This is a genomic window from Pediococcus inopinatus, from assembly GCF_002982135.1.
Lineage (GTDB): Bacteria > Bacillota > Bacilli > Lactobacillales > Lactobacillaceae > Pediococcus > Pediococcus inopinatus.
Genome location: NZ_CP019981.1, coordinates 2,094,567 through 2,107,672 on the forward strand (window position 1 = coordinate 2,094,567; position 13,106 = coordinate 2,107,672).

7 protein-coding genes and 1 pseudogene are annotated in these 13,106 nt (G+C 40.7%); 3 read left to right on the forward strand and 5 right to left on the reverse strand.

Annotated features, from left to right (window positions below):
• Positions 1 to 178: 178 nt before the first annotated feature.
• The gene (locus tag PI20285_RS10360) at positions 179 to 6,955 is read left to right on the forward strand and encodes a MucBP domain-containing protein (protein WP_057773120.1); all 6,777 of its coding nucleotides are present in this window, start codon (positions 179 to 181) and stop codon (positions 6,953 to 6,955) included.
• 69 nt (positions 6,956 to 7,024) lie between these two features.
• Here the strand turns inward: PI20285_RS10360 and PI20285_RS10365 are convergent, their stop codons facing one another.
• From PI20285_RS10365 to PI20285_RS10385, 5 genes and pseudogenes are all read right to left on the reverse strand, one after another.
• Complete coding sequence (locus PI20285_RS10365) at positions 7,025 to 7,462, reverse strand: helix-turn-helix domain-containing protein (RefSeq protein ID WP_057773122.1); 438 nt, start codon at positions 7,460 to 7,462, stop codon at positions 7,025 to 7,027.
• Between the two features lie 75 nt (positions 7,463 to 7,537).
• On the reverse strand, positions 7,538 to 7,825 hold the full coding sequence (locus tag PI20285_RS10370) for a hypothetical protein (protein WP_057773124.1): 288 nt from the start codon (positions 7,823 to 7,825) through the stop codon (positions 7,538 to 7,540).
• A 398-nt stretch (positions 7,826 to 8,223) separates the two neighbouring features.
• Complete coding sequence (locus tag PI20285_RS10375) at positions 8,224 to 8,871, reverse strand: TetR/AcrR family transcriptional regulator (protein ID WP_057773126.1); 648 nt, start codon at positions 8,869 to 8,871, stop codon at positions 8,224 to 8,226.
• A 22-nt stretch (positions 8,872 to 8,893) separates the two neighbouring features.
• Positions 8,894 to 10,516 carry an ABC transporter permease gene (locus tag PI20285_RS10380; RefSeq protein WP_057773128.1) on the reverse strand — a complete coding sequence of 541 codons (1,623 nt, stop codon included), beginning with the start codon at positions 10,514 to 10,516 and terminating at the stop codon, positions 8,894 to 8,896.
• Positions 10,500 to 11,422, reverse strand: a pseudogene (locus PI20285_RS10385) (ABC transporter ATP-binding protein). Before PI20285_RS10385 ends, PI20285_RS10380 begins: the two are co-directional and overlap by 17 nt.
• 237 nt (positions 11,423 to 11,659) lie before the next feature.
• On the opposite strand from PI20285_RS10385, the gene PI20285_RS10390 reads away from it, so the two are divergent.
• On the forward strand, positions 11,660 to 12,619 hold the full coding sequence (locus PI20285_RS10390) for a DNA/RNA non-specific endonuclease (RefSeq protein WP_057773129.1): 960 nt from the start codon (positions 11,660 to 11,662) through the stop codon (positions 12,617 to 12,619).
• A 27-nt stretch (positions 12,620 to 12,646) separates the two neighbouring features.
• Entirely contained in the window at positions 12,647 to 13,000 is a 354-nt protein-coding gene (locus tag PI20285_RS10395) for an iron chaperone (protein WP_057773131.1), read from the forward strand.
• The last annotated feature ends 106 nt before the right edge of the window (positions 13,001 to 13,106 follow it).

The following is a 13,106-nucleotide window of genomic DNA, read 5'->3' on the forward strand; positions in this document are numbered from 1 at the left end:
TTTTTTGTTTTTAGATGTGGAATTTGGAGAGATAACGGTTTTTTACAAAATGGTAGTTTAGGAACATGTGAATGAAAAAGATAGCGCTCGTTTTACTATAAAGGTGATATAATAACTGTGTACATATAAATTAATAGTTCATGGTGCGAACCATAGACGGAAGAAAGGATGATTAACTATGCAAATTCAAAACAAAAAGCATCGTGCAAAATTGATCCATGATACAGGGGAAATTAAGCAACATTACAAAATGTATAAGACTACCAAAGGATGGCTTTTTGCAGGAATTGCATTACTCACTTTTGGAGCAAGTGTGACATTTGGATCATATACAGTTCAAGCAGATACCGATGTTTCAAGTGCAGAAAGTGAGAGCACAGTTGTGGCAAGTAGTGCTAGTTCCTCATCAGCAGCAAGTGCGAAATCCACCACTGCCGAATCCGCAAGCTCGTCGAGTGCTGTCTCCGATACTTCTTCAAATGCGTCTTCAGCGACTTTGAGCAGTTCAACATCAAGTTCAAGTTCGAGTAGCAGTGCGGCGTCTGATACGCCAAGTTCTGCGGTATCTAGTGCTAGTGGCTCATCTGAAACAGCAGATGATACAAGCTTGGCATCAGCTTCAGAAGGTAGCGGTGCTAGTTCCAAAAGCAGTGTAGCTAGTTCGGCTACTAGTGCTAGTAGAATTGCGCCAACAGCTGCAGACTTAACTAATACTTCAGTCCTATCCGAAGCAGTGGATGTCACAACTGCTGCAGCTTCAGTAGATCTGTCTGCTGATTCAGTAGGGTATGGCAGTACTGGTAATTTTAAGATCGACTTTAATTTTGCTGGTAATGCTGGGGATGTCTTCACTATTACAATTCCGGCTAATTCACCGGCTTATTCTCTAGATACTAATATAGAAGAATTACCGACTAGTCAGGGTACCACAAGCATCAAAAAAAACGCAGATGGTTCAACTACGATCACATATACTGTAAGTGACAATGCTGCACATATCGCTGAGTTTACTTTGAATGCTTATACCAATGAGTGGGGACCAGTTGCTGCACCGATGACCGAAATTGGCACAACATCTAAAAAGATTACTTATACAATTAATGGTGTTGCTCAAACGCCGGTTACATTCACACAAATAATTAAGCCTAGTGCTAACCCAACAGCACCAACTAGAACCAATCCCGATACGACAGTCACTTCAGTAATTCCTGATACAAACTATGTTTATGCTTTTGCCATTAATGAAGCGAATGGGGTTCATGATGATGGTTTCCCTTCTAAACAAGTGAATTCAGCAGATAATTATGGAGGAACCACGGTGACACTCCCAGTACCAACGGGTTTTGTCCTGAATGCATCTTTGACTAATCAGTTAAATGCTTTTACCGACGGAACAACCATTACACAACCCAATGGTGAAAGTGGTGACATTATAATTACAGTTCCTGCGGGATCAGGTAATCAAAATTACCAAGGTGGAGTAGGCTACAAAATTGCGGGCTTTTATGATGTGACTCAAACGAGTAGTAACCAAAAGTTAACTGCTTCGGGCCCAGCAACTCTAACGCAAATTATTAATGCCGCTGGAGATAAATTAACAGCAACGGCCGATGGTACTTGGACAGAAACTATTCGTGCCAGCGGTGATGATGGTAAAGATGGAAATACAAGTGCCAAGGTTTCAGCGGTTGGTAACAGTAGTACAACTCCTAATCAATTATTGTTGAATAGTGATGCATCTGATGATCCTACTTCGCTGAACAGTTTTACTTTTTCAACTATAAGTGCGTCTGACCTAACAGACGCAACAATTATAATTACAATCCCTGATGGTTTTGATGCTACGAGTGTCAAATTGCCAGCAGCTGGTGCAACAACTTCGTCCTACTTGCCCGGGACAACTTCTTACGGATATACGGTGACATTGGCGGATGGAACAGTTGAAACAGGTACTATTGCAGCTGGTGCTACCCTTACACCAACGGATAATTCGTCAATTCGGAAACTTGTGTTAACACCGAACTTTTTAGCAGCTGGTGCAAATAGTGGAAATATACTTGAAAAGGGTAGTCAAAAAATTGTGGTTTATGGAAAATTATCTGCTACCTATGACGATGGGACCGCTGTTTTAGCAGGCGACACTTTGACATCGACAATCGAAATTGCGTTTGGTTCGACAACTGAAACTGGAGGAATTGAGTTCACTAATGCAACTGGTACAGTGACACAAACGGTAGTTACAACTGGTGTAGCTAAAGTATCCGGCTATAAGCATCAAACAAGCCAGGTTCCTGGAAAAGTTGCTGGAACTATTTCGTTGTCTATGTCAGGGGATACTAATCAAACGGCAAATGCTGTTTATGAGCCAATTTATTATTTTGTGATTCCATCAGGTACAACTGTTTCAAACATTACAAATGTACCAGCAGGTGGAGTTATTTCCGAATTCCTAGCTGATAATGGCCAGGAAGTTGTAAAAATTGACTACACAGGGAGTGGTGTTTCGGTTACAACTCAAGAAACATATTTACTTTCTATTGAATTAACCAATAACGGGGATGCAATGCCCGGAGAGTATTCGTTTGCGATGTATGTTACTTCACCAACGACCCCTCTACAAAATAAAACCCCAGTTACAGATACGTCGTTTACCGATGGTGATGTCAATGCGCTGTCGTTCTATACTGATACTTGGAAGATTATCTCTGTATCATCAGTTTACGAAGCTTCAACAGCACAAGGGAATCAAGATACAACGGCGGTTAAAGATGGAACTTCACTTACCACCGAAGATTCGACCTTAATTTTTAACGATGCTATTCAGAATACAAGTAAAAAAGAAGCAACCAATGTTATTTCACTAATTAATTTACCTACAGTTGGGGATTCACAGGGTTCTCAATATACTTTTGATATGACAGGCGCAATTACTGTACCAGCTGGTGGAACAGTTTTGTATTCAACATCACAACAGACACCGCCGACTAGTGGACAACCAAGTACATCTGGCTACGTTACGGCAGACCAAATTTTGGATTGGTCGACAGTGCGATCGATTATTATCGAATTTGACTCAATTGCCAGCAATCAGACTACAGGACGAATCGCAATTGTTGGAACTACAGAAAACTTTGCAGATCAAGCCAACAAAACCGGTTATCTAGAAACAGCCCTTTATTCTGATGGATATATGCCAGTTGTGTCTGGAGCCGGGACCGCAGCGCAAATTACAATTATTGCCCCATCAACGGTTGAACTTAGTAAAGTAAGCTTCCCATATGACGGGAATACTAAAGCAAGTGAGGCCAGTGGATTAACTGCCAAGGTTACCTTATCAGATGGAACTAGCACAACTGTAAGCCTAGACAACTCAGATATTGTTCTTACGGTACCGGATGGTACTGATGCTGGTTCATATACGTATAAATTATCAGCTACAGGTTTGGCAAAGGTTAATGAAGTAGCCGGCACCGATACTTTAAGTAATCCAGACACTACTGGAACAATCATAATTACGGCCGCTGAAGTTAAGGCGAGCTTGAATAATGATGGTTTTGCATTTGATGGTGTAACAAAAGCTAGCGAAGATAAAGGCTTAATTGCTACAGTTGCTTTGAAGGATGGTACTACTAAAGAGGTCAGTTTAACAAGCGATGACATCGTAGTGGCTAACGACAGCACTAAAGGTGGCGAATATTCGTATACTTTGAGTGATACAGGTTTGGCAAAGGTTCAAACCGCTGTAGGAGACAATTATGTGGTTAATGCGACTGATGTGACCGGAACGATCACAATTGCATCACCACCGGCCGTGAGTTTGGGACAGGATAGCTTTGTGTACAATGGTACCAGCGCTAGTGGTGCAGATGATTTAAGTGTGGTGTTAGTAATGCCAGATGGAAGTCGTCAAACTTTAAAACTTACAAGTGGAGATATTACGGTAACTGATGACAGCGCAAATGTAGGTGAATATACGTATAAACTCAGCGCAGATGGATTAGCTCGACTGCAAGCAATTGTCGGAACAGAAACCATTACCAATCCTGACGCAACGGCCAAAATTACGATTACACCTGCCACATCAATAGTAGATCTAAATGACGTTTCGATTAACTATGATGGCACAACAAAAGCAAGTGATGCTACTGGTTTAACAGCTACAGCTACAGTGGTCACTGCCGATGGTGATTCTAAAGTTGTAGATTTAACTAGTGGAGATATTACGGCAACTGATGATGATACGGCGCCTGGCGATTACACATATACGCTTAATGATGCCGGTTTAGCGGCAGTACAAGCTGCGGTTGGTAGTAACTATACAGTAACAAATGCGACAGGCACTATTACTATTACAGCAATTAAAGCTAAAGTGACTCTGAATGATACAAGCTTTACGTATGATGGCACAACAAAAGCTAGTCAAGCTTCTGGTCTTACAGCAACAGTTGATGGAAAAGTTGTGGACTTAACAAGTGAAGATATTACGGTGGCAAATGATGGTACTAATGCGAATGGATATAAGTATAGTTTGAGTGCAACCGGTTTACAGAAGGTTCAATCTGCAGTTGGTAGTAACTATATTCTTAATTCAGATGGTGTGACCGGGACAATTACCATTGATAAAGCTAAGGTTACGATTACGGCACCAACACTTTTAAAGGATTATGATGGCAAACCATATGCTGGTGATACTTCAGCAACTATCAGCGATAAACCTGCAGCAGGCGTTGATTTACAATATTCATTAACAGATATTAGTGGAGATGTAAATCAAGGTACTTATCCAATTACTGTGACTGCGACGGATGCAGACAATCCTAATTATATAGTTTCAGTTGTTAATGGTAATTTAACGATTAAAGCAGCTGATACTTCTGTTGTGTTGAATCCCGGTGGTTTTTCATTTGATGGAACAACTAAAGCCAGTGAAGCAAACAATTTAACAGCAACAGTTAATGGACAAAAGGTAGATTTAACCAGTTCAGATATTGTTATGGTTACCAAAGATGGAACTGCAAGTGGTGATTATACTTACAGCTTGTCTGCAACAGGTTTGGCCAAAGTCCAAGCCGCCGCCGGAGACAACTACACGGTAAATGCTGATGCAACCGGGACAATTACAATTACACCAGTAGCTGCAAAAGTAACCTTTAAATTTATTGATGGACAAGGTAATAAAATTAAGGCCGATCAAATTGTGGATGGCAACGTGGGGGATGCGTACAGTTTAACTGCACCAAATATCCCAGGCTATGCGTTTGAATCATCAGATGAACCATTAAGTGGGACGATTACCGGTAATGAAACAATCACGCTCGTTTATAAAAACGGGACTGTGGCAGAAGAAACACCTGCCAAAGTAACCTTCAAGTTTGTTGACGAGAACGGAAATACAATTAAATCTGATCAAGTGCTGAATGGTTACGTAGGAAATGCTTATGACCTAACTGCGCCTGATATTGACGGCTATGCGTTTGCATCATCAGACGAACCATTAAATGGCAAGATTACCGGTGATGAAACAATTACGCTCGTTTATAAGAACGGAACTGTGGCAACAGAAACACCTGCCAAAGTAACCTTTAAGTTTGTCGATGAAAATGGAAACACAATCAAATCAGATCAAGTGCTGAACGGTTACGTAGGAAATGCATACGATCTAACGGCACCTAATATTGATGGCTATGCATTTGCCTCATCAGACGAACCGTTAAACGGTAAGATTACCGGTGATGAAACAATTACACTTGTTTATAAGAACGGAACTGTGGCAACAGAAACACCCGCAAAAGTAACCTTCAAGTTTGTCGATGAGAATGGAAACACGATCAAATCTGACCAAGTGCTGAATGGTTACGTAGGAAATGCATACGACCTAACGGCACCAAATATTGACGGCTATGCATTTGCCTCATCAGATGAACCACTAAACGGTAAGATTACCGGCGATGAAACAATCACGTTGGTTTATAAGAATGGGACAGTGGCAACAGAAACACCCGCAAAAGTAACCTTTAAGTTTGTCGATGAAAATGGGAACACAATCAAATCAGACCAAGTGCTGAACGGTTACGTAGGAAATGCCTATGACCTAACTGCGCCAACAATTGCGGGTTATGTGTTTGCCTCATCAGACGAACCATTAAACGGCAAAATTACTGGTGACAACACAATTACGTTAGTCTATAAGCATGGTGAAGTGGCAGAAGAAACACCTGCAAAAGTAACCTTTAAGTTTGTTGATGAGAATGGAAACACGATCAAATCTGACCAAGTACTGAATGGTTTTGTAGGAAATGCATACGACCTAACAGCACCTAATATTGACGGCTATGCGTTTGAATCATCAGATGAACCATTAGACGGTAAGATTACCGGTGATGAAACAATTACACTTGTTTATAAGAGTGGGACAGTGGCCACAGAAACACCTGCAAAGGTAACCTTCAAGTTTGTTGACGAGAATGGAAACACGATCAAATCTGACCAAGTACTGAATGGTTACGTAGGAAATGCTTATGATATGACAGCACCTACAATTTCAGGTTATACCTTCTTAAACGCAGATGGCTTACTTTCAGGAACAATTACTGGAAATGCAACCGTTACACTAATCTACAAGTCTAAGACTTCACTACCTAATGGTGGTGGCAATGGCGGAGATGGTACCGGAACAACGCCGGGAAAGACACCTGATAACTCGGGAGATAACGGGAGTACCAATACTGTTTCTGGACATAAATCTAATGGTTCAGTTGAAAAAACCAGCTTTAGTACTAACGCAACTGCTCAACCACAAACCAGAGCAGCACTTGCCCAAACCAAGACTCAGGCAAAACGCTTACCACAAACTGGGGACAGCCAAGTTAATCCTTTGGCGATTATTGGGATGAGCCTGATGGCGACATTCTTCGGGTTGTTTGGAATTAAACGAAAGAAACATGAACAAGACTAGATAAATATCGCAATTTAAGCGTAAAGAAGCCACCAAACAAAATTTGTTTGGTGGCTTCTTTTACACTTTTTAATATTGTTGGTTTGCCTTATCTATTGCTTCTTGTTTCAAACGGAAACGTTCGCGCTGGTTCTGCAAACGATACTGTTTAGGCGTTGTTTCTGAGAACTTTTTGAAATGTTTAATGTAGTTACTTGAATCGTAGTAATTTAAGACCCGAGCAATCTCACTCAATGGCAAGTCAGTGTGCAAAAGCAATTTCTTTGATTCGTCAACTCGTTGTTTATCAATGTAACTTTGAATCGACATTCCCATTGTGTGGGTGAACAAACGAGAAACGTATTGATAAGAAAGATTCAAATAATCTGCGATGCGAATTGGCTGCATCTTGTCATACAAGTGCATATTCACATAGTAGGTGATTTGATAAACTTGCTTAGGAACAGTGTCCGTAGCTGTGATTTCATCTTCGGGAGTCTGCAATTCGAAGAAGTCTTTACAAATCAATTCCAGAGCTTTTTGAAAGTTTTCGGGGTCTTCAGGCTTTTCCGGTGTCAGCCAATCAAAGTAGGCTTCCCGTAATTAAACAAAGTTGGTTGCGTTAAAGTGATTAGCCAAACCAGTCATTGTGAAATCACTAACGACATTGACTAAACTCCGGTGCAAGTCTTCGTGGCTGGCATTTTTAACCAGGTCACTGTGTTGTTCAAAGAAAGCTGCCAGTTCTCGTTTGGCACGAGATGGTTCCCGTTTTTCGAAATTAAAAATTAAACTGTATTCTAAAAAAGAAAAACGGAGCAAGTAGTTAGCTTTTTTTTCATCTAACTTTTGTCGTGAAAAATTTAACTGATCATAATCATAGTAAAACATAGTTTGTTTCCTCCAAATTACTATTTTTTCTTCAAAATATATACCATTTACCATCAACTAAGACGCACTTAAAATAATACCACAAAAAAGGGTGAATGACGTACCTAATTTTAATAATTCATATTTTTGTAACATTATTCATTACAATAATTGATGCAGAGATATCAATAGTTACAGACTTTACGCTTGAAAAGTTAATGGTGAGAATTAAATTTAAAATAAAACTATCATAAAGTAACACTTTTTTACTTTATCAATTCGTATTATACTATTTTTTTGGTAGAAATAAAGCATTTAGATTGTACTCTTAACGGGGTTAACTGAAGGCTAATAAAACTAAAAATAACAATCAAAAGTGAGCCTGTGCATCAGGCAAGCTCACAAATTGATTGTTATTTTTATTTCTTCAAAAATCCGTTTTCCAAAATGTCAATGTATAGACGGACGTGATTAATGATCTCATCAAAATCAGTTAGGTCAGCATCAGGATTAGCCTGCATAAACGCTTTTGTTTCCGAAGCTACCTGATCAAAGATGCCAAGCATGAGGCGCTGAATGGCCTCTTTGGTGATATCCGTTCGAATTGGTAAGCGTTCAAGAATGGGGTCAATTAGATTTCCCATATTATCATTTGTCTGCCCGGCGTAAAACTCGGCAATCTTGTGTTTTAGTTTTGCGGGGGCGTCACCAAGTTCCGCATAGGCGTCTAAAAGGAGCTTAAATTCATCGGGAAATTGCAACTGTAATTTAATTTTATATTTAGTTGCATTGATGATCATTTCGTCTAAGTCTTGGGCATCTTGCCAAACGCTGTAATCCACGACCTGAGTGAGGTTGGCGGACGCAAACTTCAGAGTGGCAATGTATAAATGAGCTTTATCACCATAGTAGCGGAAAATAATGCCCTTCGAAACCTTTGCCTCTTCGGCGATGATATCTGTTTTCGCCCCCCGATATCCACGGTTGGCAAAGATTGATAAAGAAGTCTGCATAATGCGAGTCACTTTTTCAGGATCCATTGGCACTTGGAAATTTTTATCTGGCATGAAGTAAGGACTCCTTTCAAAATTAGTTTTCAATTAAATCGCGACGTTTATAACCAAGAAAGCCGATGAATAGTAACCCAATGGCTAAGGCAATATAAAGATAAAATCGGGGCCAATCCACTGTGCTAATTGGAACTCGGTTAACCCAACCGTAAGGCGTGATTTTTTGCGCCCAGTCAGGGATGTTGACTAGTTTTCCAAAATATAAGCTAATTAATCCGTAAACGGGGATGGCCCAAATGATGGTTTGGAGCCGCGGCGCCCAGCCGATAATTAGTGTGCTAATGCCTAACACGACATAAAGGGCAGGCAAGTAGCCAATAAAGCCCCGGAACATTCTGGCAAATGAAATGGGGTTGGTCATGACGGTAACACTGGCTAGCCACATTCCCAAGGTAGCCGCAAATAAAGCCAAGGTGCCGATGATTACTGAAACGGCTACGTAGCTACCAAAAATTCGGGCCCGAGAAACACGTTTGGCATGTAATTGTTCGAGCCAGCCCTTACGTTCATCACCATTAATCCGAAGCAACGTTTGAACACTCGGAACAGTAGCCAAGACGGCAAACACGAGCATTAGTAATGCCGCAAACTTCAACACAATGGTTTGACCGGCGGCGTCTAAGGCATCTTTACCTAACAGGTTACCCATTAGGGGGTTGGATTTCAAAACGTCACCCACGGTCCCAAAAATGGAGCCGTAAGAGATCCCGAGGACCACCGTGCCAATAGTCCAGACGATTAAGTTTAAACGATCTAAACGCATTACCAGGCTGAATGGGCCGGCTAAAAAGATAGAGGCTCGTTTACGACCACCATGAGTTGCAATTAAACCGGAGCCAACATCGCGATGACGGCTGGCATAGAAGGTGGCTGATAGAAGAATGAGCGTTGATACGACCATTAAAATAACAGGCAACCAATTATTTTTATCATAAATTGAGAGTTTTTCAATCCAGCCGAACGGGGACCACCAAGTTAAATCGGGGTTTTCGACATCCGTGATCATTCGTCCAATGTAGGCAATACCTAAAACTAAGTAGCTTAACATCGTGGCACCACGTGGGTTGTCGCTTACTTGAGACATCAGCAGTGCGACACTGCCAAACATGAACCCAACGGCTGCCAAGCCAACACCAGTTAGGAGGTTTCCCATGGTGTTCATCCCACGCATTCCGGAAACTTGTAGGCCACCAAAATAAATTAAGCCGACCAGAAGATTAATCAAAAATAACTCAAGGGTGGCTGCTAATAAAGGGCTCTGTTTGCCAACTGCATGAGAGCGAATCAGTTCTAGCATGCCGTTACTTTCTTCACCGCGAGTATTGCGAACCGCGAAAAAGATGTTCATGACGACCATAAAGAGAGCCATAAATACCAGCATTTCACTCGCAAAGATATCAGCGGTTGTGTAGGGGGCTTTGGCAACAAAGACCCCAAACAGTGAAACCATGGCTGGCGTTTTTAACGTGCTCACGATTGTGGCAATCGATTGTGGTGTGCCATACAAGTCGTTAAACTTGAAAGCCACCGCAGTCATGAGCATTCCTAAAATTAGTACCCAGATCCAAATTAAAAACCAATCTCGACGGAGGTTGAAACGCGTAAGAAAGCCGGTTTGTTGGGTTTCATTTTTGGTCATCATGTTCACCTTCCTCATCTTTTTGGTAGTAACGCAAAAAGAGATCTTCAAGAGTGGGTGGTGTGCTTTGCAGGCTTACAATTTCAAGTTTGGCGAGGGTCTGCATGAGTTGATCCAGCTTGTCTGAATCAACGGTAAAACTGGCTTTATTTTTAGCGTTTTCAAAGGTTTTGAATCCATGAACCCCAGGCGTTATTGATAGGTCAGGTAAAAGTTGCCGGGTTTGAACGGTGATCATGGTGCGGGTAAGATGGCGCATTTCCGTGAGGGTTCCGGTTTCAATGATGCGACCTTCGCGAATGATACCGATGCGATCACACATGCGCTCAACTTCGGATAAAATGTGGCTTGATAGCAGGATGCTTTTGCCGTTTTCCTTAAGCGCGACCACGTTTTTTGAAAAATTTCTTCATTCAGTGGATCAAGTCCAGAGGTAGGTTCATCAAAAATGTATAAGTCAGCATCCGTTGAGAATGCCGCAATTAAAGCGACCTTTTGCCGATTTCCTTTTGAATAAGTCCGCGCTTTTTTTGTTGGATCAAATTCAAATTGTTTAATTAGCTCATCAGTATGTGCCGTGTGGGTTTGATGGTTGAGTTTCAGAAATAAGTCAATGATTTCGCCACCAGTCAGATTAGGCCACAAATACACATCGCCCGGCACATAAGCCAAGCGTTCGTGAATACTGACGGAATCTTTCCAAACGTCTTTTCCAAAGATTGTTGCTGAGCCACCAGATGCGCGAAGAATACCTAACAGTGTCCGAATGGTCGTTGATTTACCAGCGCCGTTGGGGCCAATAAAGCCAAAGACTTCACCGGGATGGACATCAAACGTAATGTCTTTTAATGCTGCAAATTTACCGAAATTTTTTTGTAAGTGATTAATTGAAAGTACTGTATCAGCCATAATGCTGACCTCCTTATTTTTAGGTAATTAACAAGATAAGCAACTTTAATTAATTGATACGCAGAGTATATTCTATAGTGACTGGCAAGTCAATGACTAATGAGTCAATACATTGATTTTTCAGCGCTATTTTATTAATCAAAAAATAGCGGTACCATAAAAAGGGTTACTGTACGCAAAAAGTAATCAAATATTTTTTTATTTACCATTCGCGGTGGTAGAAAGTTGGGGAGTAACATGAAGAAAGTTTCAAGGTTAGTTATTTTAGTGATTGCGACATTTACGCTAGCGTTTAATGTCCAGCAATTACCCGGTAATACACAGGCAACGGCGCAAGCTGCAACATATGTGTATGTGACAAGAACGGGTAAGCATTATTTCTACAAACGGCATGATAGAGGTTTAAACCGGGCCAAAAAAGTTTATAGGGTGAGTTTAACAACCGCCAAACGACGAGGATTGACCTTATCGGCTACAGAAAAAGCACCGAAGAAAAAAGCTAAAAAGCGAGTTGTTAGAAGAAAAGTGGTTCATAAGAAAAAAGCTGTTGCTAAAAAGAAGAAAGTCGTTCATAAAGTTATAAAAAGGGTTCCTGCTAAAAAAGCTAAGGCTGCTAGTACATCCAAACTCAGCACACTTAGGTATCACGGAACCCAAACGGTGATTGTGAATAAAGATCGTCCGAGCTTTTCAAAAGCAACTTTATCTACCAAAAAGGGTGCTTGGCAAAAATATAGTAATTTAGATGGCGAGAACCGAGCGACTGATGCGAATGCCATGCTGAATAAACGACTAATGCCTAAAGGTAAACGGCAGGCTTTATATGTGGACCCAACTGGTTGGCACAATAAGAGGGTTAAGTCAGGTTGGTTATACAATCGGTGTCATTTAATTGGGTATCAATTGACTGGTCAGAATAATAATTGGAAGAATTTAATTACAGGAACACGTTCGTTGAATGACCCGCAAATGACAAAGTATGAAAATGAGACAGCAAAATATTTGAGGGGTAGTTCCCGGCGTTATGTGCGTTATGAAGTAAAGCCAATTTATAAGAGTTCGGATTTGTTGGCAAATGGTGTTGAAATGCGCGCACAGTCAATCGGCTCAAATAAGATTCATTACAATGTTTACATCTTCAATATCCAAAAGGGTGTTAAACTTAACTACGTAAATGGTACTAGCAAAGTCTCTTAAAACAGCAATTGAAGGGTAAGGTTGTTTATGAAAAAATATGCAAGCATAGCCGAATATATGACGAATTTACCAGAGATGCAAAAGACTGTTGCACAAATTATGCGTGACTTGCTGGCAGACGCAGCTCCAAAAGCACGTGAAAAAATCTCTTATAATATGCCAGCTATTGAACAAAACGGTAAAGTAGTGGTTTATTTTGACGCTGGAAAAGATCACCTTGGTTTTTATCCGACAGCTGATCCAATTGTGGCATTTGCCGATCAACTAAAGGAATATAAAACTTCCAAAGGAACTATTCAACTCGCCTATGATCAACCATTACCGGCAAAACTCATTCGCGAGATTGTGGCGTTTCGGGTGGATCAAGTGACAAAGGGATAGATTAATAAGATTAAATTATACGATCGTGTAATTTGATCTTTTTTTATTGTCGTTTAAGAAATTTAATTTCACGAAATAAAGAAAAATCAAAATAAAACTTGAAATT